Origin of the sequence: Mycobacterium sp. SMC-18, from assembly GCF_045310895.1 — a bacterium.
Classification (GTDB): Bacteria; Actinomycetota; Actinomycetes; order Mycobacteriales; family Mycobacteriaceae; genus Mycobacterium.
Map to the genome: position 1 here is coordinate 82803 of NZ_JBJIAL010000007.1, position 18202 is coordinate 101004.

The 18202-nt window shown below is 70.5% G+C and carries 17 protein-coding genes; 9 read left to right on the top strand and 8 right to left on the bottom strand.

Annotated features, from left to right (window positions below; all coding sequences use genetic code 11):
- The first annotated feature begins 63 nt into the window (after positions 1-63).
- Positions 64-1272 carry a methionine adenosyltransferase gene (gene metK, locus ACJH6J_RS08540; protein ID WP_406803813.1) on the top strand — a complete coding sequence of 403 codons (1209 nt, stop codon included), beginning with the start codon at positions 64-66 and terminating at the stop codon, positions 1270-1272.
- Between the two features lie 58 nt (positions 1273-1330).
- Here metK and ACJH6J_RS08545 read toward each other — a convergent pair whose 3' ends face one another.
- From ACJH6J_RS08545 to ACJH6J_RS08570, 6 genes are all read right to left on the bottom strand, one after another.
- Positions 1331-2563: an MFS transporter gene (locus tag ACJH6J_RS08545; RefSeq protein ID WP_064860683.1), complete on the bottom strand. Its 1233-nt coding sequence runs from the start codon at positions 2561-2563 to the stop codon at positions 1331-1333.
- A complete protein-coding gene (locus ACJH6J_RS08550) occupies positions 2563-3588 on the bottom strand; it encodes a PLP-dependent cysteine synthase family protein (RefSeq protein ID WP_234789774.1) in 1026 nt (341 codons plus the stop codon). The genes ACJH6J_RS08545 and ACJH6J_RS08550 overlap by 1 nt, the downstream gene beginning before the upstream one ends.
- Positions 3589-3777: 189 nt before the next feature.
- A complete protein-coding gene (locus tag ACJH6J_RS08555; RefSeq protein WP_131808840.1) occupies positions 3778-4179 on the bottom strand; it encodes a hypothetical protein in 402 nt (133 codons plus the stop codon).
- 106 nt (positions 4180-4285) lie between these two features.
- A complete protein-coding gene (locus tag ACJH6J_RS08560) occupies positions 4286-5764 on the bottom strand; it encodes an NAD(P)/FAD-dependent oxidoreductase (RefSeq protein WP_135356407.1) in 1479 nt (492 codons plus the stop codon).
- A 20-nt stretch (positions 5765-5784) separates the two neighbouring features.
- The gene (locus tag ACJH6J_RS08565) at positions 5785-6759 is read right to left on the bottom strand and encodes an alpha/beta hydrolase (RefSeq protein ID WP_318984549.1); all 975 of its coding nucleotides are present in this window, start codon (positions 6757-6759) and stop codon (positions 5785-5787) included.
- A gap of 3 nt (positions 6760-6762) precedes the next feature.
- Positions 6763-7686 carry an alpha/beta hydrolase gene (locus ACJH6J_RS08570; RefSeq protein WP_318984550.1) on the bottom strand — a complete coding sequence of 308 codons (924 nt, stop codon included), beginning with the start codon at positions 7684-7686 and terminating at the stop codon, positions 6763-6765.
- Here ACJH6J_RS08570 and ACJH6J_RS08575 point away from each other — a divergent pair.
- From ACJH6J_RS08575 to ACJH6J_RS08605, 7 genes are all read left to right on the top strand, one after another.
- Entirely contained in the window at positions 7685-8404 is a 720-nt protein-coding gene (locus ACJH6J_RS08575; protein WP_212811536.1) for a lysoplasmalogenase, read from the top strand. The genes ACJH6J_RS08570 and ACJH6J_RS08575 overlap by 2 nt on opposite strands.
- Positions 8401-10401, top strand: coding sequence for a primosomal protein N' (locus ACJH6J_RS08580; RefSeq protein WP_212811535.1), 2001 nt, complete (start codon positions 8401-8403; stop codon positions 10399-10401). Before ACJH6J_RS08575 ends, ACJH6J_RS08580 begins: the two co-directional genes overlap by 4 nt.
- Before the next feature lie 36 nt (positions 10402-10437).
- Complete coding sequence (fmt, locus tag ACJH6J_RS08585) at positions 10438-11364, top strand: methionyl-tRNA formyltransferase (RefSeq protein WP_212811534.1); 927 nt, start codon at positions 10438-10440, stop codon at positions 11362-11364.
- Positions 11361-12818 (top strand): RsmB/NOP family class I SAM-dependent RNA methyltransferase, encoded by a 1458-nt coding sequence (locus ACJH6J_RS08590; RefSeq protein ID WP_212811533.1) that lies wholly within the window; start codon positions 11361-11363, stop codon positions 12816-12818. Before fmt ends, ACJH6J_RS08590 begins: the two co-directional genes overlap by 4 nt.
- Before the next feature lie 5 nt (positions 12819-12823).
- On the top strand, positions 12824-13501 hold the full coding sequence (gene rpe, locus ACJH6J_RS08595; protein WP_212811532.1) for a ribulose-phosphate 3-epimerase: 678 nt from the start codon (positions 12824-12826) through the stop codon (positions 13499-13501).
- Complete coding sequence (gene ribD, locus ACJH6J_RS08600; protein WP_371824543.1) at positions 13498-14508, top strand: bifunctional diaminohydroxyphosphoribosylaminopyrimidine deaminase/5-amino-6-(5-phosphoribosylamino)uracil reductase RibD; 1011 nt, start codon at positions 13498-13500, stop codon at positions 14506-14508. Before rpe ends, ribD begins: the two co-directional genes overlap by 4 nt.
- Positions 14509-14835: 327 nt before the next feature.
- Positions 14836-15081, top strand: a complete 246-nt coding sequence (locus ACJH6J_RS08605; protein WP_212811531.1) for a hypothetical protein — start codon at positions 14836-14838, stop codon at positions 15079-15081.
- Between the two features lie 84 nt (positions 15082-15165).
- Here ACJH6J_RS08605 and ACJH6J_RS08610 read toward each other — a convergent pair whose 3' ends face one another.
- Positions 15166-16743 carry an MFS transporter gene (locus ACJH6J_RS08610; protein ID WP_212811530.1) on the bottom strand — a complete coding sequence of 526 codons (1578 nt, stop codon included), beginning with the start codon at positions 16741-16743 and terminating at the stop codon, positions 15166-15168.
- Positions 16743-17459 (bottom strand): LppX_LprAFG lipoprotein, encoded by a 717-nt coding sequence (locus tag ACJH6J_RS08615; protein WP_212811529.1) that lies wholly within the window; start codon positions 17457-17459, stop codon positions 16743-16745. Before ACJH6J_RS08615 ends, ACJH6J_RS08610 begins: the two co-directional genes overlap by 1 nt.
- Before the next feature lie 80 nt (positions 17460-17539).
- Here ACJH6J_RS08615 and ACJH6J_RS08620 point away from each other — a divergent pair, with 80 nt between their 5' ends.
- Positions 17540-18148: a riboflavin synthase gene (locus ACJH6J_RS08620; protein WP_212811528.1), complete on the top strand. Its 609-nt coding sequence runs from the start codon at positions 17540-17542 to the stop codon at positions 18146-18148.
- The last annotated feature ends 54 nt before the right edge of the window (positions 18149-18202 follow it).

Sequence of the window (18202 nt, forward strand, 5' to 3'; positions counted from 1 at the left end):
CGACAGTTGTTGGCCGGGCGTGGATATTATGCGCGGACTAAAGTTTTGGAAGGGATTTGCGACGTGAGTGAAGGTCGGCTGTTTACCAGCGAGTCAGTGACCGAAGGACATCCGGACAAGATCTGCGACGCCATCAGCGATTCGGTGCTGGACGCGCTGCTCGCGCAGGATCCCAAGTCGCGGGTTGCGGTGGAGACCCTGGTGACCACGGGTCAGGTGCACGTCGTGGGCGAGGTGACCACCAGCGCCAAGGAGGCGTTTGCCGACATCCCGCTGATCGTCCGGGACCGGATCCGCCAGATCGGCTACGACCACTCCGACAAGGGCTTCGACTACGCCACCTGTGGTGTGAACATCGGCATCGGCGCGCAGTCCCCGGACATCGCCGCGGGCGTCGACACTGCCCACGAGGCGCGCGTCGAGGGTGCCGGCGATCCGCTGGACGCCCAGGGCGCCGGCGACCAGGGCCTGATGTTCGGCTACGCCATCAACGACACCCCCGAGCTGATGCCGCTGCCCATCGCGCTGGCGCACCGGCTGTCGCGGCGCCTCACCGAGGTCCGCAAGAACGAGACGGTCGACTACCTGCGGCCCGACGGCAAGACCCAGGTCACCATCGAGTACCGCGACAACGTCCCGGTCCGCCTGGACACCGTGGTGCTGTCGACGCAGCACGCCGAGGGCGTCGACCTGGACGGCACGCTGGCCCCGGACATCCGCCGCCACGTCGTCGAGACCGTGCTGGCCGACCTGGCCCACGACACCATGGACACCTCCGACTTCCGGCTGCTGGTCAACCCGACCGGCAACTTCGTCGTCGGCGGCCCGATGGGCGACGCCGGCCTGACCGGCCGCAAGATCATCGTCGACACGTACGGCGGCTGGGCCCGCCACGGCGGCGGCGCCTTCTCGGGCAAGGACCCGTCAAAGGTGGACCGCAGCGCGGCATACGCGATGCGCTGGGTGGCCAAGAACGTCGTCGCCGCCGGCCTGGCCGACCGCGTCGAGGTCCAGGTCGCCTACGCCATCGGCAAGGCCGCCCCGGTGGGCCTGTTCGTCGAGACCTTCGGCACCGAGCACTTCGACCCGGCCCGCATCGAGAAGGCCATCACCTCGGTCTTCGACCTGCGTCCCGGCGCGATCATCCGCGATCTGGACCTGCTGCGCCCGATCTACGCGCCGACCGCCGCGTACGGCCACTTCGGCCGCACCGACATCGAACTGCCGTGGGAGCAGCTGGACAAGGTCGACGACCTGAAGGCTTCCGTCTAGCACCTGCACCACACAAAACTGCCCCTCGTCGCTGGACGAGGGGCAGTTTTGCGTTCGGTCAGCCGACCGGCTGCGGCTCCAGCCGGCGGCTTCGGTACAGGGCGAGCGCGACCAGCAGGCTGATCGCCGTGAGCGACACCCAGACCAGTGCCGGCCGGCCGGCGTGACGCGCCGTCTCCATCAGCGCGCCCGTGGCGAGATTTCCCACCAGGATGCCGACGCCGACGATGGTGTTGTAGAAGCCGTAATACGTCGCGACCAGCCGGTCGCCGGCCAGTGACACCACGGTGTCCATCTCGAACGGATAGATCGCGGCCGAGCCGACGGCCAGCAGCGCGGCCGTCAGCAACAGCGCGGCCACCGCGGCCGGTTGCCCCCAGCGGTCGTCGGGCACCACGATGAGCGGGACGAACGCCGCTGCGAGCACCAGCACGCCGATGGTCAGCGACTGGGCGCGGCCGTAGCGCGCCGTGAACCAGGCCGTGATGCGGATCTGGCCGCCGATGGCGACCAGTCCCGACACGGCGAAAACCGCCGCCACGATGGCTGATTCGTGGCGCGGCGACAGCACTCCGGCGTGCAGTGGCAACGCGAGGTACACCTGGAACGTCACCACATAGGTGCCGACCATGGACGCCGCGAACAGCAGGAACGGGCGGTTGGCGAGCACGGTGCGCCAGTCGTGTAGGACCGAGACGCGTTCGGTGACAGCATGATCGGCGTGGTCCTTCGGTAGTGCGAACAGCTGCGCGATGGTCAGCACCGCGAACACCACCGCCGCCATGCCCGCCGTCACCCGGAAGTCCAGTCCCATCAGGGCCAGGCCCACGAGCGGGCCGGCGAGGATGCCGCCTTGATAGAAGACGTTGAACACCGTGAACGCCGCCACCCGGCGCTCGCCGGAGTCCGCGGCCAGGTAGGCCCGCACCGCCGGGTTGAAAAGTGCCCCCGCGAAACCGGTTGCCGCCGAGGCGATCAGCAACGCCGGGAGCGACTGTGCGACCGCGAGCAGGCCGAACGCGGCCGTGCGCAGCAGACAGCCCGCCACGATCAGCGGCTTGTAGCCCAGCCGGTCGGCCAACGTCCCACCGACGATGAACATGCCCTGCTGCGAGAAGTTCCGGACCCCGAGCACCAGGCCGACGGCCCAGCCGGCCAGGCCGAGCGGTCCGGCCAGATATCCGGCCAGGTACGGCATCAGCATGTAGAAGCCGAGGTTGATGCCGAACTGGTTGAGCATCAGCACCCGGCTGGGCCAGCCGAAGCTGCGGAACTGCGTGAGCACCTCCATCAGAGCGTCGCAGCCTCGGGCCTGCGCACCGTGGTGCAGCGGGTCCACGAATCCACCACGCGCTCAGTGTGGTCCGCGATCACCGCGGGTTCGGCGGGCGGCTCGATGCCGAGGAGGTGGTGCCGGCGGCAGTAGTCGTCGTTGTAGACGGTGTCGAAATACCGTTGCGGCCCATCGGGAAAGATCGCGGCGATCGTGGTGTCCGCGTCGTGGTGGCGGGCCGCCCAGCCGGCGACCAGCGCCACCGCGCCGCCGCTCCAGCCGCTGCTGGCATAGCTTGTCGAGGCCAGTGCCCGGCACGCCCACACTGCCTCGGCGGGTGCCACCCAGTGCACTTCCGAGAACGCGGCGTAGTCGACGTTGTCGGGGTAGATGCTCGACCCCAGGCCACGCATCAGCCGGCTCTGCGCGGGCTGGCCGAAGATCGTCGACCCGATGGTGTCGACGCCGATCAGTTTCAGGTCGGGATTGAACTCCCGCAACACTTTTGCCACCCCGGCCGAATGCCCGCCGGTGCCCACCGAGCACACCAGGATGTCGACGATGCCCAGCTGCGACTGCAGTTCGAGCGCGAGGTCGCGGTACGCGTCGACGTTGTCGGGGTTGTTGTACTGGTCGGGGTACCACGCGGTGGGGTCACCGGCCAGGATCTCCGCGACCCGGTCGCGGCGGGCCTGCTGCCAGCCGCCGGTCGGGTGGGGCTCGGTGACCAGGTCGATGTCGGCGCCGTACGCGGCCAGCATGCGCAGCATCATCGGTTCCATGCCGGGATCGGTCACCAGCGTGACCGGGTGCCCGTACACGGTGCCGGCCAGGGCCAGACCGAGTCCGAGTGTGCCGCTGGTGGATTCGACGATCCGGGCGCCGGGCAACAGGTCGCCGCGGGCCCGGCCGCGTTCGACCATGTACATGGCGGGCCGGTCTTTCATACCGCCGGGGTTCACGCCTTCGAGCTTGGCCCAGAAGCCGCGGTCGTCGGTGGTGAAGGGCGCGGCGATCCGCAGCACCGGGGTGCCGCCGACCATGGTGCCCGGCCGGTCGTAGCGGGCCAGTCGGCACGGTCCCGACGCCGGTCGAGAGGGTTTTCTGGGCAGGGTGAGGTTGGACGAATTGTTCATGGGTGCATCACTTTTCGCTTGAGGCCGCGGTGCGGTAGCGGGATCGGGCAGCGAACACCGATCAGCCACGAACAGTGGCCGACCTGCGCTGACCGATCAGCGTCGGGAGATGCAGAGCCGGGTCAGGACCGCCCGGCCGGTGTGGAGCACAGCCACCTGCCGGGGCGGGCCCCGGCTCGTGAGCGTCCTCGACGCGCACCAGCACACCGTGGCGACACACAGCGCCACCACCAGGCCGCGAGCCAGGAGGGTGGTGGCGGACCGGGGGAGACCCGCGGTGGCGAACAGTTCCGGAGCCGGCAGGATCGAGCCGTCCCGCGCGTGCGGGTGTTCGGCGGTCACCGACGGCAGCGTGTGTCCGGGGGCGACGAGCATGGGGGCGGCGTGCGCGTGCGCTGTGGCAACGGGCTTGGCACCCAGCTGGATTCCCAGGCCGAGACCGAGCAGCGCGACGAGCAGCACTGCCGCTGTCCGCCATCGCATCGGCCGGGTCGTCACCTCCGCGACTGTACCGACGATTCAGCGCCTATAGCCGTGCCGCTGCGAACGCATGCGGAAAAGTTACCGGGTTCAAAGAACTTTCATATGAGTGCCGGCGCGGACCTCAGGCGCTGAACTCGTAGTCGTCGAGGTCGAAGCGGCGGCTGCGGACGTAGGCCTCCACCGTGGTGGCGGGCCGCAGCGGCACGTCACCGTTCTTGTCGAAGTAGTAGCTGTTGGCCGTCTGGCAGCTGTCCTGCCAGAACACCTGGCGGTGACGCTTGCGCATCATCTCGTCGAAGTACCGGTCATTGGCTTCCTGCGAGACCTCCACGCGGTGGGCGCCGAGCTTTTCCGCCCGCTGCAGACACCGCACGATGTGGTGGGTCTGGGCTTCGATCAGCGCGAAATACGACGAACCCACGTAGCCGTACGGGCCCATCACCGTGAAGAAGTTCGGGAAGCCGGGGATGCTGACGCCCTCGTAGGCCTGCAGCCGCTGCGTCTCCCAGAACTCGCCGAGGGTATGACCGCCGGCGCCGGTGACGGGGAACGTCGGCACGCTGTCGACGTCCATCACCTTGAATCCGGTGGCCAGGATCAGCACGTCCACCTCGTGCTCCGGCCCGTCGGCGGTGCGTACTCCCGTGGGCGTGATGCGTTCGATGGATTCGGTTACCAGGCTTACGTTTTCGCGGTTGTAGGTCGCGAGGTAGGTGTTGTGGAACCCCGGTCGTTTACAGCCGACGGCGTAGCGCGGCGTGAGCTTGTCGCGCACCACGGGGTCGTGCACCTCGCGGCGCAGGAACGACCGGCCCATCCGGGCCGCACCGTCGGCCAACGGGAACACGCTGTAGTACTGCGCCGACAGCGGGAAGGTGAGCTCGACGTAGGCCTGGCTGGCCAGCCGCTGCAGGGTCTTGCCGCCGGGGACGCGCATCGCCCACCGGGCGGCCGCGGGCAGCGGTAGGTCCAGCTTGGGGAAACACCAGATCGGCGTCCGCTGAAATACCGTGAGGTGCTCCACGACCGGTGCGATCTCGGGGATCACCTGGACGGCCGAGGCCCCGGTGCCGATGATCGCGACCCGCTTGCCGCGCAGGTCGATGCTGCTGTCCCAGCGCGCGGTGTGCAGCGTGATGCCCGCGAAGTCGTTGACACCGTCGATGTCCGGCGGCTTGGGCACCGTCAGGACACCGCTGCCGTTGATCAGGAACCGCGCGGTGATGGTGCCGCCGCTGGTGTGCACGCGCCACAGGTCGGCGGCATCGTCGTACTCGGCACCGGTGACCTCGGTGCCGAACCGGATCCGGTCCCGCAGCCCGTACTTGTCGACGCAGTGCTCGGCGTAGGCCTTGAGCTCGTGGCCCTTGGCGTAGGTGCGCGACCAATCGGCGCTCTGCTCGAACGAGAACTGGTACGAGAACGACGGGATATCCACGGCGACACCGGGATAGGTGTTCCAGAACCAGGTACCGCCGGGACCCGAGCCGGCCTCGAGAATTTGGTAGTCACCGAGCCCGGCCCGGTCCAGCAGGATGCCGGCCCCGATCCCGGAGAACCCGGCGCCGACGATCACCGTTTGGACATCAGGCGTTGTCATGGGTCCATACTTGCGGAAATTCAGGCGTAGAGGGCGGCTTTCAGGGCCGCGAGTCCACGGTTGGTGGCCTCGGTCGCCACCGGCGAAGCCAGGGCGAGGCTGACGAACCCGTGCACCATGGTCGGCTCGTTGCTCAACTCGACCGGAACACCTGCTGCGGCAAGCAGTTTGGCGTACTCGGCGCCGTCGTCCCGCAGCGGGTCGTGCTCGGCGGTCCCGATGTACGCCGGCGGCAGACCTGCCAGCGACTCGGCGTTCGCCGGGGCCAGGTCGGTCGGCAGGGCCGAGGCGTCGCTGAGGTCCATGCCCGGCAGGTACCAGGTCAGGAAGGCCGCCGTCACATTGCTGTTGAGCATGGGGGCGTCGGCGTTCTCGGTGAACGACGGCAGCGTGACATCACCCGTCACCACGGGGTACCAGAGCAGCTGGAACGCCAGCTTCGGGCCACCGGCGTCACGCGCCCGCAGCGCCATCACCGCGGAGATGTTGCCGCCGGCCGAGTCGCCGGCCACCGCGAGGCGCGCCGGGTCGCCACCCAGTTCGGCGGCATGCGCGCCGACCCACTGCAGCGCGGCCCAGGAATCCTCGATGGCGGCCGGGAACGGGTGCTCGGGCGCCAGCCGGTACTCGACCGACACGACGATGGCGCGGGCGCCGACGGCGTGGGCGCGCGCCACATGGTCATGGGTGTCCAGGTCCCCGATGGCCCAGCCGCCGCCGTGATAGAAGACCACGACGGGCAGCGGCCGGGTTTCGCCGTCGATGGGCGGCCAGTAGATGCGGACCGGAATCTGGCCTGCCGCACCGCAATCGAGCGTACGGTTCTCGATCCGCAGGTCAGGCAGCATCGCCGCCGGCGGCCGCATCGCGGCGATCTTGGCCCGCGCCACCTCGACACCGTCGTCGATGGTGAACTCCAGTGGCACGGCGTCCAGGAGGGCTTTGAGGATCGGGTCGATACCAGGCCGAGTGTCCGGCGTCACATCTGATGTCATGCCTCAGGCTAACGCTGCCTTCAGCGCGGCGATTCCGCGGTCGGCCGCCTCGGTCGTCGCCGGCACCACGCCGTGGTACCCGAGGTAGCCGTGCACCAGGGTCTCGGCGTTGTGCACCTCGACGGAAACCCCGGCCGCGGTGAGCATCTCGCCGTACCGGATGCCGTCGTCACGCAGCGGGTCATATCCGGCGACGGCGATGTAGGCCGGTGCCAGCCCGGCCAGCGACTCGGCCCGCGCCGGGACCAGGGCGGCCGGCGGGTTCCGCAGGTCGACGCCAGTGGCGTACAGCAACGAGAAACCGCCGACGGCGTCGCGGCCCAGGACCGGTGCGTCGGCGTTCTCGGTGAACGACGGCAGCGACGTGTCCCAGGTGGTCGCGGGGTACCACAGCAGCTGGGCGCGCAGCGTGATGCCGGCATCGCGGGCCAGCTGCGCGACCACGGCGGCGAGGTTGCCGCCGGCCGAATCACCGGCCACTGCAAGACGATTCGGGTCACCGCCGATCTCGTCGGCGTGGGCGGCCACCCACTGCGTCACGGCCCAGACGTCGTCGACCGCGGCGGGGAAGGGGTGCTCGGGAGCGAGCCGGTAGTCCACCGACACCACCACGGCGCCGGCACCGGCGGCGTGCAGGCGGGCGGTGCCGTCATAGGTGTCCAGATCGCCGACCACCCAGCCGCCGCCGTGGAAGAACAGCACCACCGGCGCCGACGGTTCGATGTCCGCGGGCCAGTAGACGCGCACCGGCACGCCGTCGATGACGCGGTCCTCGGCGCGGACCTCCGGGAACACCGCCTTGCGGGGCAGCTCGCGGAACCGGGCCCGGGCGGCTTCGACGCCACCGTCCATGGTCAATTGGAACGGAACCGCTTCCAGTACCTTTTGCAGAATGGGATCGAGCGGGGGACGCGCAGTGTCCGACATGAGTTCACCGTACGCACCGCGCCGGCGGCTGTGGCTGGCGGCCGCCGTGATCGCCGCCGGCTATGGCATCTTCCTCATCGCGACGGCGCTGCGGTTGCCGTCGGGCGCCGACCTGATCGGCCAATTCGCCCTGCAGCCCATGGTCAAGGCACTGCCCGCGCTGCTGCTGGCGGCGGCCGCGGCGAGCCATCCGATCGTCCGCGAACGCAACTGGCTGGTCGCCGCACTGGTGTTCTCGGCCGGTGGTGACTTCCTGCTGGCCGTGCCGGGCTGGCCCATGGGATTCGTCTTCGGGCTCGGCTCGTTCCTGATCGCGCACCTGTGCTTCCTGGCCGCCCTGCTGCCGTTGGCCCGCCGCACCCCAGCGGCCACCGCCGGCGCCGCGGTCCTGGTCGTCATCTGCCTCGGGCTCATCGTCTGGTTCTGGCCGAGCCTGGTCGCGCAGCAGATGACCATCCCCGTGACCGTGTACATGGCGGTACTGGTGGCCATGGTGTGCACGGCGCTGTTCGCCGACCTGCCGACCCGCTGGACCGCCCTCGGCGCGCTGTGCTTCGCGGTGAGCGACGGCATGATCGGCATCAGCAAGTTCGTGCTCGGTGACGAGACGCTGGCGGTCCCGATCTGGTGGGCCTACGCCGCGTCGTTGCTCCTGATCACCGCTGGATTCTTCGCCGGCAGGACGTTGTCGGCCGCGTCTGCTACACCGGCTGCGTGACCGTCACCAGACAGCAGGCCGAGCACGAGCCCGTGGCTCGGGTGCTGCCGATGCTGTCGGTGCCGCATCTGGACCGCGAGTTCGACTACCTGGTGCCGGCCGACCTGTCCGACGACGCCCAGCCGGGCGTGCGGGCCAAGGTCCGGTTCAATGGCCGCCTCGTCGACGCGTTCATCCTCGAAAGGCGTTCGGACACCGATCATTCGGGCAAGCTGGGCTGGCTGGACCGGGTGGTCTCGGCCGAACGGGTGCTGACCCCGGACGTGCAGCGCCTCGCCGAGGCGGTGGCCGCCCGGTACGCCGGCAGCCGGCCCGATGTGCTGCGCCTGGCCATCCCGCCGCGGCATGCCACCGTGGAGAAGCAACCGCCGCCGGAGCTTCCGCCGTTCGTTGCACGCGACGTCGACGCCGGCGCCTGGCAGCAGTACGGCCGCGGCGAGCAGTTCCTCGAAGCGCTTGCCGAGGGCCGGGCCGCGCGCGCGGTGTGGCAGGCGCTGCCGGGGGAGGACTGGGCCCGGCGGCTGTGCGAGGCGGCGGCTGTCGTCGTCAACGCCGGCCGCGCGGCACTGCTGATCGTGCCGGACCAGCGCGACGTCGACGCCGTCCACGCCGCGGCGCTGACGCTCGTCGACGAGTCCCGGGTCGTGGCATTGTCCGCCGGCCTCGGCCCGTCGCAGCGCTACCGGCGCTGGCTGTCGGTGCTGCGCGGTCAGGCCCGGCTCGTCATCGGCACCCGCAGCGCGGTGTTCGCCCCCGTCGCCGACCTCGGGCTCGTCGTCGTATGGGACGACGGCGACGACTCGCTCGCCGAACCGCGTGCGCCGTATCCGCACGCCCGCGAGGTCGCCATGCTGCGGGCGCACCAATTGCGTTGCGGCGCAGTCATCGGCGGCTTCGCGCGCACTGCCGAGGCGCAGGCCCTGGTCCGCAGCAAGTGGGCGCACGACCTGGTGGCGGGCCGCAGCGTGGTGCGCGCCCGAGCGCCACGCGTCGTCGCGCTCGACGACGATGCCCACACCCACGAACGCGACGCCGCCGCCCGCACCGCGCGGTTGCCGTCGATGGCCCTCGGCGCGGCCCGGGCGGCGCTGAGTGCCGGCCGGCCCGTGCTGGTCCAGGTGCCGCGCCGCGGCTACGTGCCCGCGCTGGCCTGCGGTAAATGCCGGACCATCGCGCGGTGCCGCCACTGCACCGGTCCGCTGTCGCTGCCGGACCGCGACACCGTCGGCGCGGTGTGCCGCTGGTGTGGCCGTCAGGACGTCGCGCTGCGCTGCGGCCGGTGCGGTTCGGACGCGGTACGCGCGGTTGTGGTCGGGGCCCGGCGCACCGCCGAGGAGCTGGGCCGGGCCTTCCCGGGCGTTCCCGTCGTCACCTCCGGCGGTGACGCCGTCGTGACCGAGGTGCCCGCGCGCGCCGCCGTCGTGGTGGCGACCCCGGGCGCCGAACCGCGGGCCGACGGCGGTTACGGCGCGGCGCTGTTGCTGGACGGCTGGGCGCTACTGGGCCGTCAGGATCTGCGCGCGGCCGAGGACACGCTGCGCCGGTGGATGTCGGCAGCGGCCATGGTGCTCGACCGCGCGGCCGGGGGCACCGTCGCGGTGGTGGCCGAATCGTCGATCCCGACGGTGCAGGCGCTGGTGCGCTGGGACCCCGTCGGGCACGCGGAGTCCGAGCTCGACGGCCGTACCGAGGTCGGGCTGCCCCCCGCGGTGCATCTCGCTGCCGTCGACGGTGTCCCGGAGGCGGCCGACGCGCTGCTGGAGGCCGCCGCCCTGCCGCCCGATGCCGAGGTGCTGGGTCCGGTCGACCTGCCGTTCGGCGCCCGTCGTCCACCCGGAGTGGACCCGGACGCTCCCGTGCACCGCATGCTGGTGCGGGTCTCGCGTGATCGCGGGCTGGTGCTCGCGGCGGCCCTGCGCCGGGCGACCGGCGTGCTCAGCGCCCGCCACGATCAGACGCCGGTGCGGGTGCAGATCGATCCGCTGCACATCGGATGAGTAGGTTCGGCCGCCGCACAAGTAGCCTGGTGGATCGTGCGTATCGTCTTCGCCGGAACCCCGGAACCCGCGCTGCCGTCGTTGCGTCGGCTCATCGCGTCGCCCCGCCACGAGGTGGTCGCGGTGCTGACCCGTCCTGACGCGGCCTCCGGTCGCCGTGGCAAGCCCGCGCCGTCCCCGGTCGCGGAACTTGCTCTGGCCGAAGGCATTCCGGTGCTGCGTCCGGCCAAGCCCAACGAGCCCGAGTTCGTCGCCGAACTCGCCGCGCTGGCCCCCGACTGCTGCGCCGTCGTCGCCTACGGTGCGCTGCTGCGCGACGAGCTGCTGGCGGTGCCCCGGCTGGGCTGGATCAACCTGCACTTCTCGGTGCTGCCGGCGTGGCGCGGCGCCGCCCCGGTCCAGGCCGCCATCGCCGCGGGCGACGAGGTGACCGGCGCCACCACGTTCCAGATCGAACGGGCCCTGGACTCCGGGCCCGTGTACGGCGTGCTGACCGAGGCGGTGCGGCCCATCGACACCGCGGGCGACCTGCTGGCCCGTCTGGCCGACGCCGGCGCCGGTCTGCTGGAGACGACGCTCGACGGTGTCGAGGACGGCGAGCTGACCGCGGTGCCGCAGCCCGCCGAGGGCGTGACTATCGCACCCAAGGTGACCGTCGAGGACGCGCGCGTGCGCTGGGACCTGCCCGCGCACGTCGTCGACCGCCGCATCCGCGCGGTCACGCCGAACCCGGGTGCCTGGACCGAGATCGGCGACCTGCGGGTGAAACTCGGGCCGGTGGTCCCGGTCGAAGCAGAACCGTTGGCGCCCGGGGTAATTCGCGTGCAGAAATCCGGCGTGCTGGTCGGCACCGGCAGCACTCCGGTGCGCCTGGGCATGGTGCAACCGCCGGGGAAGAAACTGATGAATGCGGCGGACTGGGCGCGCGGTGCCCGGCTGGACGAAGGTGTGGTGGCCCGGTGACCGAACGGAGCGGACGAGGCGGACGGCAGGGCCGGCCGAACAACCAGGGGCGTACCGGCGGCGGCCACCGGCAGCCGGCGGCCCGGGCACAGGCCCCCCGCGGCCCGCGCCGCAAGCCGCTCGATCCGGCCCGCCGCGCCGCGTTCGACGTGCTGCGCGCGGTGTCGCAGCGCGACGCCTACGCCAACCTCGCGCTGCCGGCCATCCTGCGCGAGCGCGACATCACCGGCCGCGACGCGGCCTTCGCCACCGAACTGACCTACGGCACCTGCCGCTGCGTCGGGCTGCTGGACACGGTGATCGAGAGTGCCGCCGGGCGCCCCACCGACCGGATCGACCCGGTTCTGCTGGATCTGCTGCGGCTCGGCGCCTATCAGCTGCTCCGCACCCGCGTCGACGCCCACGCCGCGGTGGACACGACCGTCGAGCAGGCCGGCATCGAATTCGATTCGGTGCGTGCGGGTTTCGTCAACGGCGTGCTGCGCGCCATCGCGAGCAAGGACGAGGCCGCCTGGGTCGCCGAGCTCGCGCCGTCGGCCGCCGCCGACCCGATCGGCCACACCGCGTTCACCCATGCGCACCCGCGCTGGGTGGCGCAGTCCTTCGCCGACGCCCTCGGCGCCGACGCGGGGGAGCTCGACGCGATGCTCACCAGCGACGACGAACGCCCCGTCGTGCACCTCGCGGCCCGTCCGGGAGAGATCAGTGCCGAGGAGCTGGCCGCGGCGATCGGCGGCGACGTCGGCCGCTTCTCGCCGTACGCGGTGTATCTGCCCGGCGGCGACCCCGGCCAGCTGGACCCGATCCGCGACGGCCTGGCGCAGGTGCAGGACGAGGGCAGCCAACTGGTGGCCCGCGCACTGACCGAGGTGCCGGTGGAGGGCAACGACAGCCGGTGGCTGGACCTGTGTTCGGGTCCCGGCGGCAAGACCGCGATGCTGGCGGCCATCGCCGCGCAGTGCGGCGCCACGGTGACCGCCGTCGAGCCGACGGAACACCGTGCCGATCTGGTGGAGCGCAACACCGCCGGCATGGGGGTCGAGGTCCTCCGGGTCGACGGCCGTGAGTCGGGCCTGGCGCCCGGATCCTTCGACCGGGTCCTGGTCGACGCCCCGTGCACCGGTCTGGGTGCGCTGCGCCGCCGGCCCGAGGCGCGGTGGCGCCGGCAGCCGTCGGACGTGCCCGGCCTCGCCCGGCTGCAGCGTGAATTGCTCGCTGCGGCAATCAAACTCACCCGCCCGGGCGGTGTGGTGCTGTACGCGACCTGTTCGCCGCACCTGGCCGAGACTGTCGGGGTGATCGCCGACGCGGTGCGCCGTCAGCCGGTCGAACAGATCGACACCCGCCCGCTGTTCGCGCCGGCGGACCGGCTGGGACCCGGACCACATGTGCAGTTATGGCCACATCGGCATGGCACCGATGCGATGTTCGCGGCCGCGCTCAAAGTAGTCTGACCGCCATGGCAGGACCACTGATCGCCCCGTCCATCCTTTCGGCCGACTTCGCCCGGCTCGCCGACGAGACCGCGGCGGTCGAGGGCGCCGACTGGCTGCACGTCGACGTCATGGACAACCATTTCGTCCCCAACCTGACGCTGGGTCTGCCGGTCGTCGAGAGCCTGCTGAAAGTCACCGACATCCCGATGGACTGCCATCTGATGATCGAGGACCCCAAGCGCTGGGCTCCGTCGTACGCCGAGGCCGGCGCCTACAACGTGACGTTCCACGCCGAGGCCACCGACGACCCGATCTCCGTCGCCCGCGACATCCGCGCGGCCGGCGCCAAGGCGGGCCTGAGCGTCAAGCCCGGCACCCCGATCGAGCCCTACCTGGAAATCCTGCGTGACTTCGACACCCTGCTGGTGATGTCGGTCGAGCCGGGCTTCGGTGGCCAGAAGTTCATCGCCGAGGTGCTGCCGAAGGTGGCGCTGGTCCGCAACCTCGTCGACTCCGGTGAGCTCACCCTGGTCGTCGAGATCGACGGCGGCATCAATGACGACACCATCGAAGCCGCCGCCGCGGCCGGCGTGGACTGCTTCGTCGCCGGCTCCGCGGTGTACAACGCGGCGGATCCGGGTGCCGCGGTGGAATCCCTGCGGCGTCAGGCCGCGGCCGCGTCACCGCATCTGGTGCTGTGACGCCGGAGGCCATCGAAGCGGCCATGCGGCTGGCCATCGGCCAGGCCGACGCGGTCAAAGGCACGACGTACCCGAACCCGCCGGTCGGCGCGGTGATCCTGGACCGTGACGGCGAAGTGGCCGGTGTCGGCGGGACCCAGCCGCCGGGGGAGGCGCACGCCGAGGTCATGGCGCTGCGGCGGGCCGGTACCCGCGCCGCGGGCGGCACCGCCGTGGTGACGCTCGAGCCGTGCAACCACCAGGGCCGCACCGGCCCGTGCGTGGACGCGCTGCTGGACGCCGGGGTGGCGGCCGTGGTGTTCGCCGTGGCCGACCCCAATCCGGTGGCCGCGGGCGGCGCCCAGCGGCTGACCGATGCCGGCGTGACGGTGACTTCGGGTGTTCTCGCCGACGAGGTCAGCGGCGGGCCGCTGCGCGAATGGCTGCACCGTCAGCGCACCGGCCGACCCCATGTGACGTGGAAGTTCGCGGCCAGCCTCGACGGGCGCAGCGCCGCCGCCGACGGCACCAGCCAGTGGATCACGGGCCCCGCCGCCCGGGCCGACGTGCACCGGCACCGCGCGGCGGCCGACGCCATCGTCGTCGGCACGGGGACGGTGCTGGCCGACGACCCGACATTGACCGCCCGGCTGTCCGACGGCACCCCGGCGCCCCGTCAGCCGCTGCGGGTGGTGGTCGGGGAACGCGAAATCTCGTCGGAGGCCAACGTCCTGAACGATGATTCCCGGACCATGGTGATCAGGACGCACGATCCGCTCGAGGTGCTGCGGGCGCTGTCGGACCGCACCGATGTGATCCTGGAAGGCGGGCCGACGCTGGCCGGGGCATTCGTCCGGGCGGGACTCGTGGACCGGATTCTGGCGTATCTGGCGCCGACGCTGCTGGGCGGACCCATCACGGCGATCGACGACGCCGGGGTGTCGACCATGTCGCAGGCCCGCCGCTGGCGTTTCGACGGCGTCGAGACCGTCGGGGCCGACGTGCGGCTCAGTCTCGTGCCGAACTGATTGCTCGGGCGCTTCCAGCGAACTTTTCGCGCCGTGCGCGGCGGTTCGGCGCAGGCGTACGGCGGGTCTGAAGGCCCGAACTGATTCCCGATTGTGGCTGAGATGTGCGATTCACCGTGACGCTCAATGTGAGTGGGCTCACCGCGGCCCATCTTTAGTTTTGCTAATCGTTACCACTTCGAGATCAACGCCGCGACATTCGCGCAGGAGGCCGCGATTTCGCATCCGTAAAATTGAGGGCAGACACCGGATCATCTGGATCCGGCTGAAATATCGCGCTCACCGATGTCGTTAGAGCGAAGGTGATCACGAGCAAAGGATAAGAGCATGACTGCACTGCAGGACTGGCTCAGCTTCCGTCCGAGTGAAGATGGCATCCGGGACATGATGTTCCGCCGGCCCCTACGGGCGGTGCTGAGTGTCGTCGAAGAGTTCGACGAAGCCGTGGACGTCGCGCTGGAACGCCTCGCGGCCCACGCGAACGGATCCCACCCGGATCCGGCGCCCGCGCCGACCCCGGCGTACATCCCGGACAACGTGGTGCTGATGCGCCCGGGCGTAGAGCGGTGCTAGTGCGCTGCCGCTGACGGCCGATACAACGCCGAGACAACGGAGCCGCAGAGTCGATCGACTCTGCGGCTCCGTTGTCGTTACGGCCTACGCCACCGGCGCGGGATCGACCTCGGGAGCGGTCTCGGGCTCCTCGGCCTGCTCGTGGCGACCGGCGATCAGCAGACCGGCCAGCGCACCCACCACACACACGATCGCGGTGATCAGGAAGATCGAGCTGTACTGCATGGTGTAGGCGGTCTTCACGTTCTTGGCGATCTGCTCCGCGGCGTCGGCAAGACTGCCGCCCTTGGCCGGCGGCAGGGCGGCCAGGTTCTGGTTGAACTTGTACAGACCCCATGCGGACAGCGCCGCCATACCGATCAGCATGCCGATCATGCGGGACACCACGACCGCCGCCGAGGCGATGCCGTGCTGCGCCGTCGGGACCACGCGCAGCGTCGCCGACGTCAGCGGTCCGATGACCAGACCCAAGCCCAGGCCGGCGATGATCAGATCGGTCGGCAGTGTCGGGAGCTTCACGATCGCGAGGTCGTGGGTGGCTTCCAGCACGTTCATGTCCCAGTGCGAGACCAGCAGATACGCGGCGGCTGCGATGAGCAGACCGACGAACGCGACGATCCGGTCGCCGATCCGGGTGGCGATCCACCCGCCGACCAGCGCGCCGACAGGCAGCGCACCCAGGAACCACGCGAGCTTGAAGATCGCATGCGCCTGGTCGATGCCGAGCACACCGCGGCTGAACAACTCGACGTTCACCAGCGTGACCATGAGCGCCGCGCCCGCGCACAGCGACGACGCCAGGCCCGCCAGGAACGGCCGGAAGTGCACGCCCACCGGATCGATCAGCTTGGTGCGGGCCATCTTCTCCCACACGAAGAACGCGACCGCGACGACCGCGGCGGCGATCAGCAACGGCGGGCCGTTTTCCGGGAGCACCTGCTTGCCGTCGGGGTTGGGGTTGTACAGGCCCCACGTCGCCAATCCCAGGGCGACGGCGAGCAGCACGCCGCCCAGGACGTCGATCTTCTCGGGCTTCTCGGTCTCGATGCGTGACGGCAGGCTGAAGTGGATCATCACGATGGCCGCGAGGGTCAGCGGCACGTTGATCCAGAAGACATCCCGCCAGTCGTGCAGCAGCCACACCACGGCGACGCCGTACAGCGGGCCGAGCACGCTGCCCAGCTCCTGCGCGGCACCGATGCCACCGAGCACGCCGGCGCGGTTGCGCGCGGCCCACAGGTCGGCCGCCAGCGCCAGCGTCACCGGCAGCAGCGCGCCGCTCGCCACACCCTGGATGGTGCGGCCGACGATCAGCTGATTGAGCGGCTCGATCAGCTCGTTCGCCGGGATGAACATGCCGGCCATCGCCGTGACGATCGAGCCGACCGCGAACAGCGCGAGGCTCGCCTGGAGCACCAGCTTGCGGCCGAACCGGTCGGACGCCCGGCCCAGCAGCGGCATCGCCGCGATGTAGCCCAGCAGGTACCACGTGACGACGGGCGTGACCTGCTGGATCTTGTTGATCGGGATGCCGATCCCGTCCGGCGGGTCCTTCATCATGTCGGTCATGATCGTCACGACGACGTAGGTGTCGAGCGCGCCGAGCAGGACCGCGAGACTGCCCGCGGCTATGGCGACGTGGCGGTTGCTACCCCCGGCCATTACTGAACGTCGGGCTTGTTGACGGTGACCGGCTTACCCCAGTCCGTCAGCGTCATCTGCAGGTTGTTGCCCGGGCTCGTCTCCAGCTGCGCCTGCGCGAGCTGGTGGTTGCCGCCCTCTTCGATCCAGGCGGTGCCCGGCAGCGCGGTGGTGACCTTCAGCTGCGGGGCGATCTTGTTGACGGCCTCGGCGCTGACGGTGCCGGTGACCTTGACGGTCTTCACGCCGTTGATGTCCTCGCGGCCCACGGCCTTGGCGTCGGTGAAGTTGTCCAGGATGTTGGCCAGGCCGGTCTCCGGGCGCAGGATCGCCGAGATGTCGTAGATGGCGTCGGCGGGGCCGAAGTCGGACAGCGGGCCACCGGACGACAGCGAGGCGTACAGGTGGTTGTCGTAGACGACGAACGGCGCGTCCTGGACGCCCATGCCGCCCACCGAGAGGTTGGCCTTGCCCTGGCCGGCGACGGCGGGGGTGAGCGTCATGTCACCGGTCAGCTTGGTGACCGTCAGCTTGGCGATCTTGCCGTTGACCGTCAGGACCAGGTGCACGCTCTGCTGGCCGCGGGTGGTGTCCGCGGACTGCTTGAGCAGCGCTGCGGCGTCGGGCAGCGGCGTCGAGGGGGCCTCGGACTTCGAACATCCGGAGACCAGGAGCACCCCGGCCATCACGGTGGAGAGTAGGGAAACAAGCATGGCGGAGCGTTTGCGCGTCTGCATGTCCTGCATCGTAATAGGTGCGCCCGACCAACAAGTTGCCTCGATCGGCCGGCCCGGCGCCAATAGCTAGGCTGAGGCCCATGTTCACCGGCATTGTCGAAGAGCTCGGCGAGATCGTCAGCAAGGACCAACTGGCCGACGCGGCGCGGTTCGTCATCCGCGGCCCCTTGGTCACCACCGATGCCGGGCATGGTGACTCGATCGCGGTGAACGGCGTCTGCCTGACGGTCGTGGACGTGCTGCCCGACGGCGCGTTCTCCGCCGACGTGATGGCCGAGACCCTGAACCGGTCGAGCCTCGCCGGCGTCGAAGTCGGCGGCCGGGTGAACCTGGAGCGCGCCGCGGCGATCAACAGCCGCCTGGGCGGGCACATCGTGCAGGGTCATGTGGACGGCACCGGCACTGTGTTGTCGCGCACACCGTCCGAGCACTGGGAGGTCGTGCGCATCGCGCTGCCGCCGCAGCTGGCCCGGTACGTGGTCGAGAAGGGCTCCATCACCGTCGACGGGGTTTCGCTGACGGTGTCCGGCCTGGGCCGAGACGAGCAGGGCGACTGGTTCGAAATCTCTCTGATTCCAACGACGTTGCAGCTGACGACGCTCGGCCGCGCCCCGGTCGGGACCACCGTGAACCTGGAAGTGGACGTCATCGCCAAATACGTCGAACGGCTGCTCGGCCCGGCGCAGTAGCGCCCGGTTCTACCGTGTCCGCTGAGCGGACCGGCGGGAGTAAGTCGGCCCGTA

Bases quoted from the DNA above. Each gene is read 5' to 3' on its own strand.
- ACJH6J_RS08565 (WP_318984549.1), bottom strand. From the start codon at position 6,759: ATGACATCAGATGTGACGCCGGACACTCGGCCTGGTATCGACCCGATC.
- ACJH6J_RS08570 (WP_318984550.1), bottom strand. From the start codon at position 7,686: ATGTCGGACACTGCGCGTCCCCCGCTCGATCCCATTCTGCAAAAGGTA.
- ACJH6J_RS08615 (WP_212811529.1), bottom strand. From the start codon at position 17,459: ATGCAGACGCGCAAACGCTCCGCCATGCTTGTTTCCCTACTCTCCACC.
- ACJH6J_RS08545 (WP_064860683.1), bottom strand. From the start codon at position 2,563: ATGGAGGTGCTCACGCAGTTCCGCAGCTTCGGCTGGCCCAGCCGGGTG.
- ACJH6J_RS08620 (WP_212811528.1), top strand. From the start codon at position 17,540: ATGTTCACCGGCATTGTCGAAGAGCTCGGCGAGATCGTCAGCAAGGAC.
- ACJH6J_RS08610 (WP_212811530.1), bottom strand. From the start codon at position 16,743: ATGGCCGGGGGTAGCAACCGCCACGTCGCCATAGCCGCGGGCAGTCTC.
- ACJH6J_RS08575 (WP_212811536.1), top strand. From the start codon at position 7,685: ATGAGTTCACCGTACGCACCGCGCCGGCGGCTGTGGCTGGCGGCCGCC.
- ACJH6J_RS08550 (WP_234789774.1), bottom strand. From the start codon at position 3,588: ATGGTCGGCGGCACCCCGGTGCTGCGGATCGCCGCGCCCTTCACCACC.
- ACJH6J_RS08560 (WP_135356407.1), bottom strand. From the start codon at position 5,764: ATGACAACGCCTGATGTCCAAACGGTGATCGTCGGCGCCGGGTTCTCC.
- ACJH6J_RS08605 (WP_212811531.1), top strand. From the start codon at position 14,836: ATGACTGCACTGCAGGACTGGCTCAGCTTCCGTCCGAGTGAAGATGGC.
- rpe (WP_212811532.1), top strand. From the start codon at position 12,824: ATGGCAGGACCACTGATCGCCCCGTCCATCCTTTCGGCCGACTTCGCC.